The organism is Helicobacter pylori (assembly GCF_015904775.1).
GTDB classification, from domain to species: Bacteria; Campylobacterota; Campylobacteria; order Campylobacterales; family Helicobacteraceae; genus Helicobacter; species Helicobacter pylori_DM.
Genome location: NZ_JADZNC010000016.1, coordinates 1 through 21,457, shown reverse-complemented (window position 1 = coordinate 21,457; position 21,457 = coordinate 1). Strand labels below are relative to the sequence as shown.

Sequence of the window (21,457 nt, the reverse complement as noted above, 5' to 3'; positions counted from 1 at the left end):
GTAAGATTGATTTTAAAAAAGCCTTTCAACCCTACCTTAAAATTTTCACTTCTTCTTCTAAATGAATGCCGTATTCTTGTAACACTCTGGTTTTGGCGAGTTCTATCAAATCTAGCGCTTCTTCAAATTCTGCACCCCCCAAATTCACCAAAAAATTCGCATGCTCTTTAGCAAAGCCCACTCTTTTTAGACAATAACCCCTTAAGCCCGCACCCTCTAAAAGCCTGCCCGCATGATCGTTAGGCGGGTTTTTGAAACAGCTCCCAAAATTAGGCAATTTGGGGTGGCTTTTTCGCATGCTTTGACACGCTTTTAAAACCTCTCCTCTAAAGCCATGCGTTTTTTTAAACCTCGCTCTTAAAACAACGCCATTGAATTTGCTATTGCGATAACTCAACCCCAAAGCTCCACTCCCTAGCCACTCATTATTGATATAAGCGCTTTCTAAAACATTTTTGATTTCAAATTCTTTCATGCCGGCATTCATTCTAACTAACGCCCCTAAAGTGCCAGGCAATTGCCCTAAAAACTCCAAACCCCCTAAATCATTCGCCCTAAAATAATTAAAAATTTTAGACGAGTTGGCCGCTCCCCCTATTTCAACGCATTCGCCATGATCGCAAATGTAATCGTAATTCTTGCCTAATAAAGCGAGATTTTTCGCGCTAGGAGCGATTAAAAGGTTGTTCGCTAAGCCTATGATCTGGTGTTCTTGAGAGATTTCATTATCGTTTTCTAAAACGCTCACTTTTAAAAGCGTGCCGATTTTCACGCTGCTGTAACGAGAAAAATCAATAATGGTTTCTAGCATTTTCTAGCCTATGATTTTAGGAATGAGCTTGATTAAGGTTTTGGTGTAGTCTAAAAGCATGTTAGTCATCCACGGCATGGTTAAAATCAGCACCCCAATCACGGCTAAAATCTTAGGCACAAAAGACAAGGTCATTTCATTGATTTGAGTGGTCGCTTGAAAAATACTGACTAATAGCCCCACCACCAAGCCCGCTAGTAATACCGGTAAAGAAATCATCAAAGTGATTTTATAAGTCTCAATGGCGAGTTTCATGAGTTGTGATTCCATAACATTCCTTTTATCTTAAGATTTCTTCTAATTGCTGAAAGCTTTGTTCAAAAGGCTGCAAAGCGTTTTCATCTTGCACTAAAAATTGCTCCATCAAAGCCTTTTTCTTAATCGCTTCATCAAGCTCTTTATCGTTCCCCATTTGATAAGAGCCGATGCGAATGAGCATTTCATTTTCTTTCAACAACGCATACAAACGGCGGAATTTTCTCGCGCAAAGGTTTTGAGACTCGCTAGTAATGTCTTTAGCCACCCTTGATGCGGAGTTTAAAATATTAATAGGCGGGTAGATCCCATAATCGGTCAATTCCCTGCTTAAGACAATATGCCCGTCTAAAATACTCCTGGCCTGATCGGCTATGGGATCGCTCAAATCATCGCCCTCTACTAGCACGCTAAAAAAAGCCGTAATGCTCCCCCTATTTTCTTCCTTGCCCGCTCTTTCCATTAATTGAGGTAATAAAGAAAGCGCGGATGGGGGGTAGCCTTTGGAAGTGGGCGGTTCGCCTAAGGCTAAGCCGATTTCTCTTTGAGCCATAGCGAAACGAGTCACTGAATCCATGATGAATAACACGTCTAGCCCTTGGTTTTTAAAATACTCCGCCACGCTCATCGCGCAAAAGGCCCCGTATTTGCGCATCAAAGGGCTATCATCGCTCGTAGCGACCACCAACACGCAAGAGCTTAAATCCCCTTTTAAGTTTTTCTCTATAAATTCAGGGATTTCTCTGCCCCTTTCCCCAATCAAAGCGATCACTTTAATCGGCGCTAAGCAACCCCTAGTGATCATGCCCATTAGCGTGGATTTACCCACCCCAGAGCCGGCAAAAATGCCCAGTTTTTGCCCCTTACCGCAAGTCAAAAGCCCATCAATGCTCTTCACCCCCACGCTAAAAACCTCATCAATCAAGCCTCTTTTTAAAGGGGCTATAGGCGTTGTGATCACAGGCGCTAACCGCTCATAATCTAGCGCCCCCTTATTGTCAATGACTTGCCCTAAAGGGTTAAGCACCCTCCCTAAAAGATTACGGCCCACAGGGAAATTCAACCCCTCTTTTAAAAACAGCACCTTATCGCCAGCCCTAGCCCCCTCTATAAAATTAAAGGGCGTGAAACCAAACTGCTCTTTTTCTGCCACCACCACCATTCCCACGCATTCGCTGCCATCGCTTTTTTCAATCTTCACCACATCGCCCACAGAGGGGTTAAAACCATCCGCATAAACGATATTGGGCATGATTTTTTTCACGCTCCCATAACGAGGCGATAGATCAAAATGCTGATTCAAGCGGTTTTTTAAGGATTTTAGGGGCATTTAAAGCTCTTTAGTCCATAAGACTTCAGCGATCTGGCGCTCATTATTGATCCTATTCACATGCACGATCACATCAATCGCGCTCTTAAAATACGCTCGCATTAGATCTTTATCCAAAGAATGCGTGTAACGCATGCTCAAATTCAGTGAAAGGGCTTCTAAAGTGTTTTGAGCGCTATTAGCGTGAATGGTTGAGAGCATGCCCTTATGCCCGGTGTTTCCTAAACGCAAAAAGAGCGCCGCATTCCTAGTGTCAATCTCGCCCACAATGAGCCTGTCCGGGTTTAAGCGCATGGCCATATTGAGAGCGTCTTCATAATTAAAGCGCGTATTCTCTTGCTTGCCCACTAAAAGCCCCACGCAATTACTGAACGCTTTTAAATCCAATTCTTGGCTGTCTTCAACGCTCACCACCCTTTCATCTTTATTGACGCAATCTAAAAGAGCGTTTAATAAGCTTGTTTTACCGCTTGAAGTCTCCCCGCTAATGAGAATGTTATGCCCTTTTAGGGCTAAATCTTTCAAACCATTTGGATCGCTTGCTTTGAAAATGAAATCCTCTAAACTTAAGGGCTTAAGCCTAGGCACACGGATATTGAGCGTGATTTGGTTGTTTGTGGTGATGCTGAAGTGATTCGCGCTTACCCTATAGCGCGTGAAAGGGATAGAGCAATTTAAAGTGGGGTGCTCTTCATCAAAAAACAACCCCCTAAAACTGGCCAATTGCTCGCAAAATCTCAGTAAAAACGCCTTATCAAAAAGCGCATGCCCTCTTTTTTCTCGGGTGTTATTGACTTTATAAAGCCAAAGCTCCTGCTCGGTATTGATGATTAGCTCGGTGATCCCGCTTTCTAAAAAAGGGGTAAAATGGCCAATTAGGGCTTGTAAAACTCTATGGGTTTGTAAAGTTTCCAAAAGCCCTATCCTTTTATCATCGCTCTTTTAAAACCTCTTCGCAGCGCTTGCAAGGGGTGTTTTCTAACTCGCTTTTAAAACGCCAACACCTGGGGCATTTATAAAAAGGGGCTTTAAAGAGCGTGAATGCTGGCGTTTCGCTCAATTTTTCTTTTGCAACCCCTACAAAGCTCACCATCAGCAATTCTTCTATCAAATTTTCACGCAACGCTTTTTCTTTTACTTCAATAGCACATTCCAACGAATTTTTAATGACGCCTTCTTTTTTCAAGCGGTCTAACTCTTCATTAAAGGCAGAACGCAAGGCTAAAACGGCTTCAAAATTTTCTGGTTTTTTAAACTCTTTAAGGCGGAGTTTTTCTAAAACGCTAATGCCTTTTAGATCAAACACATCTTTGGCTTGTAAAAACGCGCAAAGCACCTGGCTATGCTCTAAAACTTCTTCAATCGTGTGCGTTAAAATCGGGGCTAAAAAGTAGCACAATTGACTAGCTACAGCGAGTAAGACCATTTGAATGGCTTGGCGTTTTTCATTATTTTTGCTATCGCAATACAAGCTATCCTTGCAAGCGTCTAAATAAATCCCGCTCAATTCATTGGTAACAAACGCCATTAAAATATTCAAGCCTTTCACAAAATCATGCTCTTCAAACGCGCTATTGACTCCAGCACTTGTTGTTTCTAAAGCCTCTAATATAAAATGATCTAAAGGGCTGAAGTCATGGGGGCATTCTAAATTCTTGAGATCCATATCGCTAAAATTGGCGAGTAAGAATTTCAAGGTGTTGCGGAATTTTTTATAATGCTGTTCTGTTTGAATGAAAAAGGTTTGAGAGACCCTTAGATCGTTTTGATAGTCATTAAACGCCACCCACAAACGCACCACATCGCTCCCATGCTTTTTGAGTAAGTTGTCCAAAGACACCACATTGCCCTTAGATTTGCTCATTTTCTCGCCCTTTTCATCGACGATAAAGCCATGCGTAATGACCTTTTTAAAAGGGGCTTGGTTGTTTAAAATACAACCGATTAAAAGCGAGCTTTGAAACCACCCCCTATGCTGATCGCTCCCTTCTAAAACCACATCGCTAGGGCTTTGCCCCTTTGCTCCATAGTAGTCTTCTAAAACCGCCTTAAAGGTGCTACCGCTATCAAACCACACGTCTAAAATATGCATGACTTTTTCATAATGCGTGGCGTCCTCTTGATGGCTAGGGGGCAATAAATCTTTCACGCTAGACTCCCACCACACATCACAGCCTTTTTTTTCAAAAAGATTCGCCACATGCTCTAAAACTTCGCTCTCAAAACATGGCTTATTCGTGCGTTTGTCTATGAAAAAGGCCAGTGGCACGCCCCATTTTCTTTGCCGGCTCAAGCACCAATCAGGGCGGTTTTCTATCATGGTTTTTAGGCGGTTTTTCCCGCTGCTTGGCACAAATTCCACCTTTTCAATCGCATTCAAAGCCACTTCTCTTAAGGTTTTTTGAGAGCCATCATTTTGGATAAAAGGCTCATCCATTAAAATAAACCATTGCGTGGTCGCTCTGTAAATCACAGGCTTGTGCGTCCTCCAGCAATGCGGGTAAGAATGCTCAATCTCTTGCTCTAGCAATAAAGAATCGCCCAATTGCTCTATGATGCGTTTTTGAGCCTTAAAAACATGCTCGCCCAGATAGCTTTCATCTAATAATTGGTTATGGATAATGCCCTCATCATAGCAACCCTTTTCATCTACAGACATTAACACTTCTAAATTATATCTTAAGCCTAAATAATAGTCCTCTTCACCATGCCCGGGTGCGGTATGCACGGCTCCTGTGCCATCTTCTAAACCGACATGCTCTCCTAGAGTGATTAGGGAATTTCTTTGGTTTAAAGGATTGGTGGCCTTCAAATATTCTAAATCATTGGAATTGAATTCATGTGCAATCTCACTATCCACCACCCCTAAAGCGGCTAATTTTTCATGCAAGGCTTTAGCGACTAAATAGCCTTTTTGAGTGAGTGCATAAAGGGCGTCTTTTTTCAAAGCGATCGCTTCATTCGCATACAAAGTCCAGGGCGTGGTCGTCCAAATCACCAGGCTCGCTTTTTTGACTTTTAATTTTTCTAAACTCTCCTTTTTCAAACCAAACGCCACGAAAATGGAGGGCGATTTTTTCATCTTGTATTCCACTTCAGCTTCCGCTAAAGCGCTCTCGCATGCATAACTCCAATAAATAGGCTTATGGCGCTCTTTCAAAAGCCCTTTTTTAGCCACTTCCACTAAAGCCCTATAAATGCTCGCTTCAAATTTAAAATCCATGGTTTTATAAGGATCTTCAAAATCCCCCAAAACGCCTAATTGTAAAAATTCATTCTTTTGGATTTCTAAAAACTTTTTCGCATGATCTCGGCACTTTTCTCTAAACAGCGTGGGGTTTTCTAGGCTTGTTTTTTCTTTTTCTAATCGCTCTAAAATTTGCTGTTCAATGGGCAAGCCATGGCAATCCCAACCGGGCGTGTAATAGATTTTCTTCCCCTTAAAATATTCTCTTTTAATAACAATATCTTTTAAAATCTTATTTAAGGCATGCCCTAAATGCAAATGCCCGTTCGCATAAGGCGGCCCGTCATGCAAAGTGAAATCCCCATGGTTATCTTTCCTAGCCTGCATGCGTTTGAACGCTTGTTGCTTTTGCCATTTGGCGTAAGTTTTAGGCTCATTAACGCTCAAATTCCCTTTCATAGAAAAGGTGGTTGTGTTTAAGTTTAGGGTGTCTTTGTATTCTTTCATGGATTGTTCCTTAATCTTTTATCTTTATTCTTTTGTTTTAGGAGCGATATAAAGGTGCGTGTCTTTTCGCGGCACATTTTTTAAAGTGGGGATTTGTAAAATCGTGTATTCTTCTATCCCTTTTAAATAGTGCAAGCTAATCGCATCGCCTATTTTCACTTCTTTACTAGCCTTAGCGCAACTCCCATTGAGCCACACCGCCCCTACATTGCACATATCTGTCGCTAAAACGCGCCGCTTCACTAAACCCACTGATTGTAAAAATTTGTCTATTCGCATGCGTTTATTTTACCCTATTCTTTAAGTTTTTATCCATAACTTATTAGGGTTTTAGTTTTAGCATGTTAGCATTCAGCCACCACTCTTTTTAAGGAATTTGTTTGAAGTTTCAAATTGTGAGTTTGTTAACCGCTCTTTTATTAGCCTCTTGCTTGCCCCCTAAAGGCCATCATTCTGGTTTGGTGAATCTTTATATCGCTCATCAAGGCCAAAGCGTGCGCACTTATTGGCGCAAAGTGGATATAGGAGTTGTCGCCAAACACAATGAAGCGCTTAAGAAAAACCCTAAAGCAAAGCTCAAAGACCCTAGGGGGCCTTTATTCATGCTAGGGAGTAATCGTTTCATGCTCTTATGGAAAAACCGCTACGCTTCAGCCAAAGTTCAATCGTTCAAGCTAGAGCCTGGGTTTTATTACTTGGATTCTTTTAGCGTGGAAACTCAAAAAGGCATCTTGCAAAGTGCCCCTGGCTATTCATACACCAAAAATGGCTACAATTTTAAAAACAACCGCCCCTTTTTCCTGGCCTTTGAAGTCAAACCTGACAGCAAAATCATTCTTCCTAGCGTGGAATTGAGCCTGATTAAAACCCCTAGAGGCTTTTTAGGGGTGTTTTTATTTGACAACAACGAAAAGGGGGCTAATACTCAATGGATTGAGGGGAGCTTGAATTTAAAGCTTAAAAACGCTTCTTTTAAAGACGCATGGGGGTTGGAACCATAAAGCATGAAGCGATCGCTCGCTTTTCGTAAGCTCTTTATGTATGATTAGATTGTAAAAAAATACCTTGAGTATTTTTTAGATTTTATTACCCCTATTCAATTGGAACAAAGCCATTAATTTTTCAAAAACTTTTAAAAACGATAAACATAATCCGCGCTCCAAGTAACATAGCTTTCAAAAATGCCCCTAGGGATTTTTGCTTGTAAAACTCTCACGCTTTCGCAAGTCTTTAGCTTTTTTAAAGAACAACTAGGAGCGTCGCCATGGATGCTCGCACTCAATTCTAGCGTGTGGCGCTTATCGCCCATTCTTATCCCTAGTGAGCCATAGCCCTGAAATTGCGCTAATTGCACTAATATATTACCAAAATCTTTAAGAACATTGGCTGTTACGCTCTCACCCCCTAGCCCACCCCCTATAAAATAACCGATGAAAAACTTCTCATTTTCATACACATTGTGTAAAAAATCTAACAAAAAGCTGTAAGTTGACATTGTTATCATACCACCATTAAAAAAAGAAACAGGACTTATTGTGTCTATGGGTATCACTCCAAATAAGTATTGTTGGTATTTATCTTTTTCCATGTAATTACCCGCTTTATAGGAATATTGGAACCCTCCTCTAACGCCAAAACCCATTTTTTTAATCTTAACAGGAGCGATATACTGATATACCCCACCTTAAAATTAAAGCCGTTTAAAATGGTGCTGGGATCTTTTCTTTCTAAGAGTCTTCCACTAAAGTAGTGAGGTAGCAAAACAAAACTATCTTTATAAGCTAAATTCCATGAAAACATCCCGCTATAGCCAAGACCAGCAAAAAAAGCGCTTTTATCCGCTCTTTGATGTTTAGCCTTAGCTTTTTCTTTCGCTAAAGCTTCTTGAACCTTCTTTCCAACGAGTTTATTAAGCGCGCCCTCATCTATAGCGTGGCTAAAATGAAACCCTAGCACAGAATACAGAGCCAAAAATAAAAATTTCTTATTGGGTTTTAAAAAATGGGGGGGTAACTTGCATACCCTTTCCTTGATTGAAAAATTGTTTTAATATTTTGAATATTGTAAAACATTGAAGCTTATTAAAAGTCTTAACAATATTATTGGATAAAAAATTACTTTTTATAGGCATTGGTGAGTATTTTTAACATTAATGAATATTTGTAAAAATAAAAATCAAGCGTGTTGCGGTGGTTTGATTGGATTTAATGGGTTTGATTAGAATGATTGTATCTTAAACTCAAAACCAGAGACAACCCTAGTCAAGTTGCCCCTAGCCACACCGATATTACTCGTGATGCCCGTGGCAGCAACCTTCTTCTTGATGATGACTATCGCTAGTGCTGCAACAACCTTCTTCATGATGAGAGCTGTGGTGGTGATGGTGGTGTTCACCGCCGTGATAGTGGTGGTGGTGTGTGTGGTGGTGATGGTGGTGATGACCGCCGTGTTGTTCTTCATGGTGTGCCATGATAACTCCTTTGATTAAAAATTTAAATTCTAGCTCACTGGCTAGGATTTTATTCTACAATATAAAATCTAATTAATTGTTAATGAAAGAAAATTTAGCGCTAATTTTTAATCCATATCCCCTAAATTTTGAATTATCGCTTGACTAAAACCAACACCCCCCATTAGAAAAAAGACAAACACCACAAAAAAGAGTTTTTAAATTTGTTGGGAGAGTTTTTTCTCCCTCAATTGCCCGCAAGCCGCTTCAATATCCAAGGCTTTAGACTCTCTAATGGTGCATAATAAACCTTTGGAGTTTAAAAAATCCGCAAACATTCTAGCGCTCTCTAAGCTAGGGCGCTCAAACTTAGAGCCTTCATGCGGGTTGAATAAAATCAAATTCACTTTGGATTTAATGCCGTTTAAAAGTTTTAAAAGTTTTTTAGCGCAATCTAGGCTATCGTTTAGATCTTTGATCAAAAGGTATTCAAACATCACTCTTTTTCGCTGCTCTAAAGGCCATTTCCTCACTTCATTCAAAACGCATTCAATGTTGTATTTTTTATTCAAGGGCATTAAAGATGAGCGCGTTTTGTCATCTACGGCGTGTAAGGATATGGCTAATTGCACGCCTAAATTTTTGCCCGCTAAAATGGGGATTTTGTCGGCTACGCCACTCGTGGAAATGGTGATTCTTTTAGGTGAAATTTGCATGCCGGTATTGAAAATCTCAATCGCCTTACACACCTCATCTAAATTGTTCAAAGGCTCGCCCATTCCCATAAAAACAATATTGAGCGCTTTTTCAATGGGGAGGTTATTGTCTTCTTTAATGAGCAGGGCTTGCTGGATAATCTCGCTCGCGTTTAAATTCCTTACAAAACCGCCTTTTTGAGTGAAACAAAACGAGCAACCCACTTGACAGCCGATTTGACAAGACACGCACACGGTGTATTTTTCCCCCTCTAAAATGGCGTTAGTCTTTTCGTCAATCTTTTTGTCTTTCATTTTCAAAAACACCGCTTCAAAAGTGTGGTTGTCCCTTAAGGATTTAAAAAGGTATTTTTTAGAGCCATCAACGCTCTCCCTCACATGCGTGATTTCTATCGTGCGCAAAGTAAATTCTCGCTCCAAATAAGCGATAAAATCTTTTGAAAAATTATTTTGCATGTCTTTAAAGCTTGTTTTATACTTCGCATAGAGCCACAAATAAAGCTGTTTAGCCCTAAAGCTTGGTTTTAAAAGCTGACTCAATTCATCTAAAGTGAAATCATAAATGCTCGCTTTCATGCTTTAAGCCCTAATTCTAAAAGTTGGTGCAAGTGCAAGACCCCTAAAACCTTATTATGATCATCTACGCACACCAAAAGCTGGATCTTGTGGCGCTCTAAAAATTCTAACGCTTCTAAAAGAAGAGCGTCCAAATTTTTAAAGCTTTTAGGCTTTAAAGTGGCAAAATGCTTCACTTCGCTCTTTAAACTCACCCCTTTTAATAACGCCCTACGGACATCGCCATCGCTCAACACCCCCACAAGCTCGTTAGCTTCATTGACTAAAATCGCGCTGCCCAAGCGTTTTTCACTCATTTCTATGAGCGCGTCTTTAAAACTTGTATTAGGAGCGATTAGGGGGAGGTTCGTGGTTTGCAGTAAATCTTTAACCTTGACAAAAAGTTTTTTGCCTAAAAGCCCGCCCGGATGAAAGGAGGCAAAATCTTCTTGGCTGAAGTTTTTCGCTCGCATCAAGCATGCCATTAAAACATCGCCTAACGCTAGAGTTAGGGTGGTAGAAGTCGTTGGAGCGGTGTTAATGGGGCAAGCTTCTTTTTTAATTTTCAAACTCAAATAATAATCGCCGAGTTTAGAGAGCGAACTATTAGGGCTTTTAGTGAAAGTGATGATTTTATGGCTCAAGCGTTTCAAATGGCTCACTAGATTCAATAATTCTAAAGACTCACCCCCATAGCTAATCATTAAGATCACATCGTTTTTTTCCACCATGCCCAAATCCCCATGCATGGCTTCTGTAGGGTGTAAAAACGCGCTCCTGTTACCGGTGCTTAGCATAGAAGCAGCGATTTTTTGCGCCACTAAAGCGCTCTTACCCACGCCCACTATCACAAGCTTACCCCCTTTTTCTTGGCTTTTTAAAATGAGCTTGACAATGGCTTCTAAATCGTTAGGTTCTTGGAATTGCTTGACGCTTTCTAAAAGCGCGCTCGCTTCATCTCTTAAGACTTGCGCGGCGATAGCGTTGTAATCAGGTAGCATGGACATGACAAATGATGGCCGGGTATTTTCTAAACTTTTTAAAGAGCGCTTTTCTGATGAAATTACGAGTGTGATCTTCTAATTTTTTAGGGTTATTCAAAATTTCGGCGTTGCTGGATTTTAATAACATTTCTAAGCCCCCTTGAATTTCTTTCATCAAAGGCTTTTCATCTTTAAAGCCCACAAGCCCTAAACTGGAAAATTGAGAGCTTTCTAAAAGCGCTTGCTTGTTTTTATTCACAAAAATCGTAGCCACAAACACCCCCGCACTAGCGACTTCTTCTCTTTGTTGCACGATGCTTGTGTCAATACTCAAATTGCTTTGGTTATCCACATAGCTTTTACCGCTTTTAATGGTGCCTACTTTTTTAATAAACGCAGGGCCAACTTCCACTTGATCGCCATCTTCCATTAAATAGATATTTTTTTCAGGCACCCCGCAAGAAATAGCGGTTTGCTTGTGGCGCGCGACATGGTTATATTCCCCATGCACGGGCAAGAAAAACTTAGGCTTAATGAGTCTTAACATGAGCTTTTGCTCTTCTTGGGCGGCATGCCCGCTCACATGGATATTGTCAAATTCTTGATAAGCCACTTTAGCTTCTTTTTTGATCAAAAAATTCAATACCGCTGAAACGCTCGCTTCATTGCCAGGAATGGCTTTAGCGGAGATGATGACTAAATCGTTGGGTTTGATAGAAATGTGGCGGTGCTCATCAGTCGCCATGCGATAAAGCGCACTCATGGTTTCGCCTTGCGAGCCGGTCGTTACAATTAAGACTTCATTATCCGGGTATTTAGCGACTTCATTGGCCTCAATAAAAGATTGATAAGGCAAATGGATATAGCCTAATTCTCTGGCGATGTCTAGGTTTTTTTCCATAGAGCGCCCGATCACAGCGATCTTGCGGTTGTATTTAATGCCGTATTGTATGGCTTGATAGACCCGGTGGATATTGCTAGAGAAGGTGCTCATAATCACCCTCCCTTGCGCTTCTTTAAAAAGGGTATCAAAAGCCGGCGCTATGGTGCTTTCACTCGGCGTAGTCCCGGATTTATGGGAGTTGGTGGAATCGCTTAAAAGAAGCATCACGCCCTTTTCGCCATAGTGCGCTAAACGATACAAATCCGTAGGCAGATTATCCACTGGGGTGTGATCGATTTTAAAATCGCCGGTATGAATGATCGTTCCGGCTTTAGTTTGGATCGCTAAAGCGCTGCTGTCAATGATAGAATGCGTGATGTGGATCCATTCAATGATAAATTCGCCCACGCTAATGGGGCAGCGCTTTTCTACGATTTTAAAATACGAGCGGTATTTTTTCAAACCATGCTCGTCAAATTTGCTCCCGATCAGCCCCAAACTCAAAGGCGTGCCATAAAGGGGGAATTGCAACTCTTTAAACAAATAAGGCGTGGCCCCTATGTGATCTTCATGGGCATGGGTGATGATAATACCGGCGATTTTGTCCTTGATCTGGTGCAAGTAGGAAAAATCCGGGATTAAAATATCCACGCCAAAAAGCCCTTCTTTAGGGAAGCTCATGCCCGCATCAATCACGATCGCACTTTTTGGGGTTTCAATGACCATCATGTTCCCCCCAATCTCGCCCAAGCCCCCTAAAGGCGTGATTTTAACGCTCGCTTTAGAGTTTAAATTCATCTTATAATGCGGGTTTAAATGCTCCACTTGGATCTTGTTATTCGCTTCAACTCCCTTTTTGAGCTCCTTATGAAAGCCTAAAGTCCCTCTCTCATTCACATGCAAAATTTCCGTAACGCCCTCTACTTTGTTGTTATCCAATTCTTCTTTGGCGTAATTTCGTGTTTTGGCGTGTTTTTGTTTGTGGTGGTTGTTTGGTTTTTTGTTGGGGCGATGCTCTTTTTTATGGTGCGAAAACGCTTCATGGTTTGAAGACTCTGCGTTTTTTTGCGCGTTTTCTCTGAAACGCTTTTTGCGGTTGGTGAAGCGCTCAAACGCTCCGGCTCGCATCTCATCAGCTTTTGAATTTTCACTGCTGTTTTCATGGTTTTCATTGTTTTGGTTGTTATCAGTCATAACGATTATTCCTTTATTTCAATTTTTTAAAAAGGCCTTAGCCTTTTAAAAGGTAATTTAAGAGCTTGAGATAATCTTTTATCTCAGACGCCCTCACGCTTGTTGGTTGGTTTTCTAACGCTAAAAAATCTAACACCTTATCAAGCTTTTCTTTATAAGAAACGCTTTTTTTAAGATTGTTTGAAAGCGTCTTCCTGGGAGATGAGAAACAAGCTTTCAAAAAATCTTCTAACGTTTCAAACCCTTTTTGTAGGGCTTCTTCAAAAAATGGCGCTTGGGCTAATGAAGCTAACGCCTTTTCTTTCAGCGGCTCTTTAATCACTTCAAACACGCTAGAAAACACCTTTGGAGGCGGGCTAAACGCGCTAGGCGGCACATCAAACAAAAGGGTAGCATCCCCTATGGCGTGAGCTAAAACGCTTAAAGCGTTCTGTGAATCTTTAGCACAAAATTTGAACGCCACTTCCTTTTGCGTCATCACCAATAAACCCCTGCATTTAGGGTCTTTGAGCGCGTTTAAAACAAGCCTGGTAGCGATATAATAAGGCAAATTAGAAATCAAAAAATAAGGCTCTTCTTCTCTTAAAAAAAGAGCGTCCTTTTCCACTAATTCCAACTCAAAAGGCTTTTTTTGCGCCTTTAGTTTTGATCGCATTTTCTCGCACAAATTGCTATCTATCTCATAAGTCTTTAAAGGATAGCGATCCAACAACTTAAGAGTCAAATCCCCTAGCCCCACGCCAATTTCAATTAGCTTTAATGGGTTTAAGGGGGGCAAAGCATTAACAATTCTATCTAAAAACGACTCGTCCGTTAAAAAATGCTGTCCTAAAGACTTTTTAGCTACTACCATAAGAAGCGCTTCTAAAATTCCTCATATTATACCTTAAAAAGGGGATTTATCTTTCCTTTTTAATGCAACTTCCTTATTATAGCTTTTTTCATTCAAAGATGTTGGTAGTTTTGACAATAGGAGCGCTTGAATTGGTGCTCGTGTTAAAAATTAGTATTAAAATCTTTTTCGTTAATAATTGGTTAGATTTTGCATTATAGAATGAAATCCTAGCCAATGAGCTAGAATTAAATTTCAATTAAAGGAGTCATCATGGCACACCATGAACAACAACAGCAACAACAGGCTAACAGCCAACACCATCACCATCACCATGCGCACCACCACCATTATTATGGCGGCGAACACCACCATCATAACGCGCAACAACACGCCGAACAACAAGCAGAGCAACAAGCACAACAACAGCAACAACAACAAGCACACCAGCAACAACAACAAAAAGCACAACAACAAAACCAACAATATTGATTGGAGCGTTTGTGGGGGCGGCCTTAGGGCTACTCCTAGCTTTTAACTCTTTCCTTTAATCTAGTAAATTTATCCATTTAAACTAACTTTTTTAACTCCGTTAGATTTTTAAACTTTTAAAATCCCTCTTTTTGATGCTTGTCAAATGGCTCTGTTTTCTATCCAATAAAGATTAGGTTTATTAATGAGTGGTCATAATGGGGCGTAAAACTTTGTCTTGCGTATTGGATGCGATCTAGGGGTGTTTTAAGGGGGTTTGTTGTAAAATCTCATCACGCCCCATAGTTGCGATATGGGGCAGACCAATATTGTAAGGAGCATGCCATGAAACGCAAAAGTGGCAAACGCTCTTGGAGATCATTATACTTTGAGTCTGCTTTTTTGGGGCTTAAAGTGATCGTTTCTGTGAAACGCTGATTTTCTAAGAGCGTTCCCTTAAGTTTAAAAGCTTAGGGGTTTCCTTTAAAAAGCGGGTTTGTCCTTGACTTTTGGGGCGTTTTATTTTATTGTAGAACGCATTTTCTTAAGAGAATAGCAATAATTCTCCTCCCTACAAAACTAAACCCCCCATAGAGCGCGCTGCAAGAAAATACCGCTTGCTTTAGCTCTTTGATTATTTGTCTTAAAAACTACTCCCTTAAAAACCCGTATTCATAGACTTTAGGCTGTATTTCTTTGGCAAGATCTTTTAGGGCGTATTTCAAGTTATCGTAAAGCTGTTTATAATATTTATCTTTGGCTTTAGTGGGTGAGTTTAATCTGCCTTGCTCGTTACGGCCTTGAAAAAATTCCTTGATGTTATAGAGGCTTGCGTTGGCGTTATAGGGGGTGTGGGTGAAATCTTGTTTGTGGTAATAACGATAGATCTCTTTGCCAGCGTCAAACACCTTTGAAGCGCTCGGGCTGAATTCTAGGGGTTTGTTTTCTTTTTTGGCGCTTAAAAAGAGGCTATCGCTCTCTTTAGATTCTTTGATTTCGCCTTTTAAAAAGTCTAATAGAGCGTGGCTCAAATACCTTTCTTTAGGTCCGACTTCATCTTCGCTAAAAGGGATGAAATGGTTAGTCCCTTGAGTAGCAGTGATGCGGTTTTGGGTGTGAAAAAGCATGAACGCCAAACAATTGTTTTTGAACTCGCTGTCGTCTTGGAAAGCGTCATCATAAGGGGCGTAGAATTGATCCCTATCGTTTTGCCATGTGGCTTTGATGCAATGGCGGATGGAAAAGTAGATCGTGCCGATGAGAAGGTTTGTGGGGGTTAAACCAAAATAGTTGTTATGCCTTGTTCCTTGCTGATTTAAAACACACAAAAAGTTATTATTTTGGAAATCAGGCGTAGGATTTTCCATAAAACCCATAGTTGCTTGAGCTTTTTTATTATCGTAATTTTTTATCCAAGCGTTAATATTTTTAACCCTATCCACTATCGGCTTAAAAGTTTTATACCCCAAAAATTCGCCAAGCGAGTCAAACACTTCCAAATTGAGCGTGTTGGTTGGTTTTAAGGGGGGGTAGCGGTATCCCACACCAAAAAGCCGATGGGGAATTGCCCTTTCACATTATCAAAGCTATCCGCAGGCACCATAAACCCCTTTAAAAATTTGGCTTTAAAGACTTCTCTGAATTTTTTAAAGTTGCTAGAATTAAGGTATTTGAGCGTTGAAAAACTCGCCATAATGCAACCATCCAATTCCTTATAAATGCGCATGAAAAATTGAGCGAAAAGTTCGTTATTGGCTTTATTCAATTCATCTTTATACTTCTTGCAAATAAGATTGCCCCTAGCCACTAAATCTTTATTCTTCCCTGTGCCGCTAGGCGTTTTAGCCGAAGTCGCTTCCGCATACGGTGGGTTGATGTAAATGATGAGCTTTTTTCGTTTCTCTTTGTCGTTTAAGATTTCTTGCAAGCTTTTTGGCATTTTATCGCTAAAAAAATCATCGTTTAAAAAGTCAAATTGGAAAACATGGTTTTCTAGCAGATTCAGTTTGTTGGTAGCGGCCAATTCTTTAACGATCGCCACATCGTTGCTGTCTAAAGTGGATAGGAAACAATTAGCTTTATTAGTCAAGCCATTCAAAAGATTCCCAGTCCCCCCAGCGCAATCCCAAATGATATAATCCTCTTGATAATCTTGCCCCAAAGCTTTAGCTAAATATTCTTGACTCTTTTCCACCCAGATTTTAGGGGTGAAAAACGCCCCTTTCCTTTCCCTTACATCGCTTGGCACTAACAAATCGCGCCGCTCTAAAATAGAAGCTTGAAACTCTGATTTAGGAGGCCTTTCATAAATGCTCCAAAATTCTTTGTGGGCTTGTTGGCCGTCTGTGAAACCAACTTTCGTAATTCCCTCTAACCCCAATTTATTCAGCGTATTTGAACCCCATTTCAATTCATAGTGGCTAGATTTTAAAATCGTGCGCAATTTCTCAATAATGGTTTTATCGCCATCGCTAAGCAAATCCGCTAAATAATAGTCTGCGTCTAAAATCCCTTCGGCTTTGGCTAGCTCCCAATCTATTTTAATGGTGGGTTTGACAATTTCAAGCCACTTTTGATAGATCGTAAAGAAATTGTTTTTGTCAATTTGGATTTTGTTGTGTAAATGGCTAGAGTTTAAATGGTCTTTGATAAATTCTTTGCATTCTTGGCTTTGGGTTTTAAAGTCAAAAACCAATTTATGGGGTTTGCACATGGCTTTAAACGCGTCTAAAGCGTGTTTAAAACCCTCTGTGTTGTGGTTGCTTGGGGTGATAGAAAAATCTATATCGCTTTTATAAAGAAAGCTTGTGATCGTGTCATTAAAGGCGATAAATTCCATTCTAAAAGCGTTGAAAGCGCACAAATAGGGTGGCGTGTGGTGGGTATAAAACTTGTGCTTGCCTATGGTTAAAAGCAGTTGCGTAAAGGCTTTGTCCAAATCGTCAAAATCGCCCCTTTTAGCTTCGCCCCATAAAATGGGTAAAACGGGTAAGGTGGCGTTAGGGTGCTGATAGCTTAGCATGAAATCTATCTTATCCCCGCTATAAAGGAATTTTTCATCCTCAAAAAACTCGGCTTTGATTTGGATTTTTAAGGGTTCTTCATTAAGGTTGCTGAAATCTAAAGGCATTTCAAAACACCACCGTTTTATTTTCATGCACAAACACCCTGTCTTCTAAAACGAGTTTTAACGCCCTAGCCAAAACCAGTTTTTCTATATCCTTACCCGTTAGGCGCATTTTTTCCACGCTGTAATTGTGGTTAATGGGCAGAGTGTCTTGTATGATAATCGGTCCGGCATCAAGGCTTTCATTCACAAAATGTGCCGTGGCCCCGATGACTTTCACGCCCCTTTCAAACGCTTGCTGGTAAGGGTTAGCCCCGATGAATGCGGGCAAGAAACTATGATGGATATTTAAGATCTGGTTTTCATAGCGCTTCGTAAAATCATGGCTTAAAATGCGCATGTATTTGGCTAAAACGAGCAGATCCGTGCTTGCTTTGTGCTGTAATTCTAGGTTTTTAATGATTGCTAAAACCTCTTTTTCATGCAAGTTTTGATCAACGCAAGGCGCGTAAAAATAAGGGATGTCAAATTTTTCCACTAAAGGGCGTAAAACCTCGTGATTAGAAATAACGCCTAAAATTTGAGCGTTCAATTCCCCCCCATACACCCTTAAGAGCAAATCCCCTAAGCAATGGCTCTCTTTAGTGGCGAGTAAAATAATGTTTTTTTTATGCGTTAAAATGACTTCAATGGATAGTTCGTTAAAGTTTTCTAAGGCTTTAAAAAGAGCGGTTTTTAAGGATCGTTCTTCTTGCTCTTTAATTTCAGTATTCAAGGGCTTCATTTCTTTTTGGATTTTTAGCCGCATGAAAAAGCGCTGTTTTAAGGGATCAACAAATTCATCGTTTTTGACGATGTTATAGCCCTTGTTAGCGATCGTGGTGCTAATCGCACTCACCAAGCCTTTAGAGTCTCTAGCTTGAATTTTTAAAATAAATTCTAACATCTTTATCTCATTAATAATTGATAGCCAAAGGCTTGCGTGATGATGCTTGTAACCGATTGCGTGGCTTTTTCAATGAAGCGCTCCATAGGGCTTTTTTCTAGCCAATAAGCTTTTTTAACCTTACTCAATTCCATTAAGCGGTTTTGGGCTTGTTGAATCGTGCTGATTTTATCAATGAGTTTTAATTTTAGAGCCTTTTGAGCGCTAAAGACCTTCCCTTCAGCAAAATCCTTATAATCCTTAGCGTTTAATTTTCTGGCTTTTGCGACATCATTCACAAACATTTGGTATTGCTCATTGACTAAATTTTGCAAAAATTCTTTTTCGTTAGGTTTCCATGCCCTGGTGAAAGTGCCTATTTCTTTGTATTCACCCGCATGCACGCCTTGAGTGGCCACGCCGACTTTATTGAGCAAATTTTCCACATTCGCGCCCGAAAAAATCACCCCAATCGATCCGATCAAACTCGCTTTAGAGGCATAAACTTCGCTCGCTTGCATGCCCGCATAATAGCTCCCGCTCGCCATAACCCCCCTAGCATACGCTAAAACGGGCATTTTTTGCTTCAAATCAGCGATTTTTTCGCTCAATTCCACGCTCGCTGACACCGCCCCACCAGGAGAATCAATCAAAAGCAAAACGCCCCTAATGCTAGGGGTTTTTAAGATTTTATCCACTTCTTTGTCAAAATCCTCGGTGCTAAAAATCGCCCCATTTAAATAGAGTTTAGCGAGATTGGGTGGGGCGCTTGGCGCGCTTTCTTTAGTGCTAAAAAAGACTAATACAATGAGTAACAGCACAAACGACTTGAAATACTTCGTGATAAAATCTAAAGGCATAATCACTAAAGCCTTAAAGATTTTTTGAATGAAACTCCACATGCAACTTTTCCTAAACTTAATATTTGACCATAAGAGTGTATTATACTTCAAATGTTTTAAGGATTAAATCATGGCGTGTAAATTTTGCCCTAAGATCAGAAAAACAGATTGGATTTTTATTTTAATCGCCGCTTTAGGCTTTTATGCAGTCAATAAACTGGGGTATGCGCCCCAATTCAATACCCCCACTTCAAAGCTTTCACGCCCTCTTTCACACCCTGTTGAAAAGCCTGACAATATGACCGAAGAAGAAAGGAAAAAACGCTTTATTGAGTTGCAAAAAGCATGCTTACTCCATAAAGACAAAAAGGCATGCGAAGAGGTTTTTTAGATCGCCTTTGTTGTTTTTGCGCTTTTAGGGTCTGCCGCTTGTAAGTTTTAACGCCTTTTTTGTTTATAAAAAGGCTTTTTTTAGCGGTGGTTTTTAGTTATTCTAACACCCCCCAACACCCCAAAATTCAAGCACTCTTAAGCTAAGTCTAAGTCTACTATAATCAAAAGATTTTAAAGAAAACTTAAAATCGTGTTTATAAAGGTTTGAAAATTTCATAAAAATATTAAAGGAAAATATATCATGAAAGCCTTTGTGGTTGATTTAGATGAAAGAGAAAATCGTGAAGTTTTATGCAAGTTTCATTTTGACAGAGGGGGGAAAAGTAAGCTTGAATACGCTTATTATGACAAGCAAGCTGTTTCTAACATACATGAAGTAGCCAATAAGATTAAAACTCTCATTCAAAAGAGTCTAAAAAATAATGAATACACTTTACTAAATCGCAATGAAATTAAAGAAGCCTTTTTTAATCCCTTACAAGAGCGATTAAATAAAACTAAGGTTTTTCTTTCTCATTCGCATATTGACATGAAAAATAATGATTTTTTAGGCGTTAAAAATATCAAGTCCTTTTTAGAACCATCCGATCGTTCTAATTTAATATTTATAGACTCTCTCTTTTGGGATTATAAAAATGATATTCTAAAAGAAATAAAAAAACATCATATTGATGTTAGCAAGATTGAAGACGCTTTCACGCTCATTCTCAGGGAATCTTTACAAGATATGATTGAAAAATGCCCCTATTTCGTGTTTTTACAAAGCAGTAACAGCGTTTCTTTTAATCAAAATCTATTAAAAATCACTTATTCCGCATGGATTTATGAAGAATTAAAAATCGCTCATTCTATTAGTGAGAGTCGCCCAATTCCAATGATGGAAAGCATGCAACTCTTTCATGATATATCGCTATTTTTAAAAAGTTTTGAGACCATAACCCTTAAAAAACTATCACAACAAATCAATTCGTAGGAGCAAACATGTTTTTTAAAACTTATCAAAAATTACTAAGTGCAAGCTGTTTAGCGTTGTATTTAGTGGGCTGTGGGAATGGTGGCGACGGTGAATCGCCGATTGAGATGAGCGTGAATAGCAAGGGAGAGTTTCAAATCAGCTCTAGAGTGGATAGCGTTACTATTCAAGGCGTGAAGCTTAATCGGGGTAATTGTGCTGTTAATTTTGTTCCAGAAGAGGTGTTTGGCAACATAGTTGCTTTTAGGTCTAGTTACTCCAATCTCTATACAGGATTTTAAAGATATGGCAAGCTTTTATAAGATGTTTGGAGCTCAAAAGGAAGGGTTGGCAGACATAGAAAATAAAATTTCTCAATTAGAGCAAAAGGGTTTGATGATGGAACCTCAAACCCTTAAATTTGGAGAAAGTTTAAAGGGCATTTCTCAAGGGTGCAATATTATAGAAGCAGAAATACAAACCAACAAAGGCGCTTGGACTTTGAGCTTTGATAGATAAATATCAAACATGGAAAATACCCCGAAAGACAGAACAAAAATCCTTATAGAAGAGCTTAAGATCTTACAAGGCGTTATCAACAGAATGGCACAAAATTCTTTAGAATGCAAAAAATGGACTCTCGCTCTTGCGGTTGGGGTTTTATCCCTTAAAATAGAAGCGATTTCTAATCTTTATGGGTTATGCGTTTTAGGGGTGCTACTTCTATGTTTTTGGTTTTTAGACGCTTATTATCTCATGCAAGAAAGGTCATTCAGGGAGCAATACCAATGGCTGATAAAAAACCGATGAAAGGCTGTTTGAAGTCTTTCCTATTCATCAAACTTGCCAATCAACGCAATTCTTATCCGCCATGCGTTCGTTTAGCCTTTTCCCCTATTGGGTGTTAGCTCTGTGTTTAGCGGTATGGTTTTTGTTGTTAATTCTGTTTTAATGAAGCACTGGCTATAAAACAACTTGACTTCAATCAAACGATAATTTTTGAAGCGTTTTAAGATTTAGAGTATCGCAAAATAATCCCACCCTCTTATGATTTTCACTATAAGATAAAACTTCAAACTATAAAAATAAGGCTTTAAACATCAAT

17 protein-coding genes and 5 pseudogenes are annotated in these 21,457 nt (G+C 39.8%); 6 read left to right on the top strand and 16 right to left on the bottom strand.

Translation table 11 applies throughout. The features are described from left to right. Positions 1 to 31: 31 nt before the first annotated feature. The 6 genes from I6852_RS07020 to I6852_RS06995 are packed head-to-tail and all read right to left on the bottom strand — an operon-like array spanning position 32 to position 6,369. Positions 32 to 811 (bottom strand): UDP-N-acetylmuramate dehydrogenase, encoded by a 780-nt coding sequence (locus I6852_RS07020; protein ID WP_197291875.1) that lies wholly within the window; start codon positions 809 to 811, stop codon positions 32 to 34. 3 nt (positions 812 to 814) lie between these two features. After that, a complete protein-coding gene (gene fliQ, locus I6852_RS07015) occupies positions 815 to 1,081 on the bottom strand; it encodes a flagellar biosynthesis protein FliQ (protein WP_000445741.1) in 267 nt (88 codons plus the stop codon). A gap of 10 nt (positions 1,082 to 1,091) precedes the next feature. Beyond that, a complete protein-coding gene (gene fliI / locus I6852_RS07010; RefSeq protein WP_197291876.1) occupies positions 1,092 to 2,396 on the bottom strand; it encodes a flagellar protein export ATPase FliI in 1,305 nt (434 codons plus the stop codon). After that, the gene (locus tag I6852_RS07005) at positions 2,397 to 3,311 is read right to left on the bottom strand and encodes a CpaF/VirB11 family protein (RefSeq protein ID WP_197291877.1); all 915 of its coding nucleotides are present in this window, start codon (positions 3,309 to 3,311) and stop codon (positions 2,397 to 2,399) included. 16 nt (positions 3,312 to 3,327) lie between these two features. Then, a complete protein-coding gene (gene ileS, locus I6852_RS07000) occupies positions 3,328 to 6,090 on the bottom strand; it encodes an isoleucine--tRNA ligase (RefSeq protein ID WP_197291878.1) in 2,763 nt (920 codons plus the stop codon). Between the two features lie 24 nt (positions 6,091 to 6,114). Beyond that, positions 6,115 to 6,369, bottom strand: coding sequence for an RNA-binding S4 domain-containing protein (locus tag I6852_RS06995; protein ID WP_001217158.1), 255 nt, complete (start codon positions 6,367 to 6,369; stop codon positions 6,115 to 6,117). Between the two features lie 101 nt (positions 6,370 to 6,470). Between I6852_RS06995 and I6852_RS06990 the strand changes: the two genes are divergently transcribed. Beyond that, positions 6,471 to 7,091 carry a hypothetical protein gene (locus I6852_RS06990; RefSeq protein ID WP_197291879.1) on the top strand — a complete coding sequence of 207 codons (621 nt, stop codon included), beginning with the start codon at positions 6,471 to 6,473 and terminating at the stop codon, positions 7,089 to 7,091. Between the two features lie 131 nt (positions 7,092 to 7,222). On the opposite strand, the pseudogene I6852_RS08235 reads toward I6852_RS06990, so the two are convergent. From I6852_RS08235 to rsmA, 7 genes and pseudogenes are all read right to left on the bottom strand, one after another. After that, positions 7,223 to 8,061, bottom strand: a pseudogene (locus tag I6852_RS08235) (outer membrane beta-barrel protein). 246 nt (positions 8,062 to 8,307) lie between these two features. Next, positions 8,308 to 8,493 (bottom strand): hypothetical protein, encoded by a 186-nt coding sequence (locus I6852_RS06980; RefSeq protein ID WP_331458762.1) that lies wholly within the window; start codon positions 8,491 to 8,493, stop codon positions 8,308 to 8,310. Continuing rightward, a pseudogene (locus tag I6852_RS08285) lies at positions 8,441 to 8,560 on the bottom strand (hypothetical protein); the annotation flags it as partial. The gene I6852_RS06980 and the pseudogene I6852_RS08285, both read right to left, overlap by 53 nt. 197 nt (positions 8,561 to 8,757) lie before the next feature. Then, positions 8,758 to 9,831, bottom strand: coding sequence for a dual-specificity RNA methyltransferase RlmN (gene rlmN, locus I6852_RS06975; RefSeq protein ID WP_147741516.1), 1,074 nt, complete (start codon positions 9,829 to 9,831; stop codon positions 8,758 to 8,760). Beyond that, positions 9,828 to 10,817 (bottom strand): KpsF/GutQ family sugar-phosphate isomerase, encoded by a 990-nt coding sequence (locus I6852_RS06970; RefSeq protein WP_197291880.1) that lies wholly within the window; start codon positions 10,815 to 10,817, stop codon positions 9,828 to 9,830. The genes rlmN and I6852_RS06970 overlap by 4 nt, the downstream gene beginning before the upstream one ends. Then, positions 10,801 to 12,870: a ribonuclease J gene (locus I6852_RS06965; protein ID WP_197291881.1), complete on the bottom strand. Its 2,070-nt coding sequence runs from the start codon at positions 12,868 to 12,870 to the stop codon at positions 10,801 to 10,803. Before I6852_RS06965 ends, I6852_RS06970 begins: the two co-directional genes overlap by 17 nt. Positions 12,871 to 12,907: 37 nt before the next feature. Then, complete coding sequence (gene rsmA, locus I6852_RS06960; RefSeq protein ID WP_197291882.1) at positions 12,908 to 13,723, bottom strand: 16S rRNA (adenine(1518)-N(6)/adenine(1519)-N(6))-dimethyltransferase RsmA; 816 nt, start codon at positions 13,721 to 13,723, stop codon at positions 12,908 to 12,910. Positions 13,724 to 13,975: 252 nt separating this feature from the next. On the opposite strand from rsmA, the gene hpnL reads away from it, so the two are divergent. Then, entirely contained in the window at positions 13,976 to 14,194 is a 219-nt protein-coding gene (gene hpnL, locus I6852_RS06955; protein ID WP_001945164.1) for a nickel-binding protein HpnL, read from the top strand. A 629-nt stretch (positions 14,195 to 14,823) separates the two neighbouring features. Here hpnL and I6852_RS08065 read toward each other — a convergent pair. The 3 genes and pseudogenes from I6852_RS08065 to sppA form a co-directional block, all read right to left on the bottom strand. Next, positions 14,824 to 17,303: pseudogene (locus tag I6852_RS08065) on the bottom strand (hypothetical protein). A 1-nt stretch (position 17,304) separates the two neighbouring features. After that, on the bottom strand, positions 17,305 to 18,186 hold the full coding sequence (gene purU / locus I6852_RS06940; RefSeq protein ID WP_197291884.1) for a formyltetrahydrofolate deformylase: 882 nt from the start codon (positions 18,184 to 18,186) through the stop codon (positions 17,305 to 17,307). Positions 18,187 to 18,188: 2 nt separating this feature from the next. Continuing rightward, complete coding sequence (gene sppA / locus I6852_RS06935) at positions 18,189 to 19,067, bottom strand: signal peptide peptidase SppA (protein ID WP_197291885.1); 879 nt, start codon at positions 19,065 to 19,067, stop codon at positions 18,189 to 18,191. 70 nt (positions 19,068 to 19,137) lie between these two features. Between sppA and I6852_RS06930 the strand changes: the two genes are divergently transcribed. The 4 genes and pseudogenes from I6852_RS06930 to I6852_RS06915 all read left to right on the top strand — a co-directional run bounded on the left by I6852_RS06930 (position 19,138) and on the right by I6852_RS06915 (position 21,293). Then, the gene (locus I6852_RS06930; protein WP_197291886.1) at positions 19,138 to 19,398 is read left to right on the top strand and encodes a hypothetical protein; all 261 of its coding nucleotides are present in this window, start codon (positions 19,138 to 19,140) and stop codon (positions 19,396 to 19,398) included. A gap of 243 nt (positions 19,399 to 19,641) precedes the next feature. Then, positions 19,642 to 20,373: a TIR domain protein gene (locus tag I6852_RS06925; protein WP_197291887.1), complete on the top strand. Its 732-nt coding sequence runs from the start codon at positions 19,642 to 19,644 to the stop codon at positions 20,371 to 20,373. A gap of 8 nt (positions 20,374 to 20,381) precedes the next feature. Beyond that, a pseudogene (locus I6852_RS06920) lies at positions 20,382 to 20,871 on the top strand (hypothetical protein). A 9-nt stretch (positions 20,872 to 20,880) separates the two neighbouring features. Further along, positions 20,881 to 21,293 (top strand): annotated as a pseudogene (locus I6852_RS06915) (hypothetical protein). The last annotated feature ends 164 nt before the right edge of the window (positions 21,294 to 21,457 follow it).

Bases quoted from the DNA above. Each gene is read 5' to 3' on its own strand.
- I6852_RS07020 (WP_197291875.1), bottom strand. From the start codon at position 811: ATGCTAGAAACCATTATTGATTTTTCTCGTTACAGCAGCGTGAAAATC.
- I6852_RS06925 (WP_197291887.1), top strand. From the start codon at position 19,642: ATGAAAGCCTTTGTGGTTGATTTAGATGAAAGAGAAAATCGTGAAGTT.
- fliI (WP_197291876.1), bottom strand. From the start codon at position 2,396: ATGCCCCTAAAATCCTTAAAAAACCGCTTGAATCAGCATTTTGATCTA.
- I6852_RS06970 (WP_197291880.1), bottom strand. From the start codon at position 10,817: ATGTCCATGCTACCTGATTACAACGCTATCGCCGCGCAAGTCTTAAGA.
- sppA (WP_197291885.1), bottom strand. From the start codon at position 19,067: ATGTGGAGTTTCATTCAAAAAATCTTTAAGGCTTTAGTGATTATGCCT.
- ileS (WP_197291878.1), bottom strand. From the start codon at position 6,090: ATGAAAGAATACAAAGACACCCTAAACTTAAACACAACCACCTTTTCT.
- rlmN (WP_147741516.1), bottom strand. From the start codon at position 9,831: ATGAAAGCGAGCATTTATGATTTCACTTTAGATGAATTGAGTCAGCTT.
- rsmA (WP_197291882.1), bottom strand. From the start codon at position 13,723: ATGGTAGTAGCTAAAAAGTCTTTAGGACAGCATTTTTTAACGGACGAG.
- I6852_RS06965 (WP_197291881.1), bottom strand. From the start codon at position 12,870: ATGACTGATAACAACCAAAACAATGAAAACCATGAAAACAGCAGTGAA.
- purU (WP_197291884.1), bottom strand. From the start codon at position 18,186: ATGTTAGAATTTATTTTAAAAATTCAAGCTAGAGACTCTAAAGGCTTG.
- I6852_RS06930 (WP_197291886.1), top strand. From the start codon at position 19,138: ATGGCGTGTAAATTTTGCCCTAAGATCAGAAAAACAGATTGGATTTTT.
- fliQ (WP_000445741.1), bottom strand. From the start codon at position 1,081: ATGGAATCACAACTCATGAAACTCGCCATTGAGACTTATAAAATCACT.
- I6852_RS06995 (WP_001217158.1), bottom strand. From the start codon at position 6,369: ATGCGAATAGACAAATTTTTACAATCAGTGGGTTTAGTGAAGCGGCGC.
- hpnL (WP_001945164.1), top strand. From the start codon at position 13,976: ATGGCACACCATGAACAACAACAGCAACAACAGGCTAACAGCCAACAC.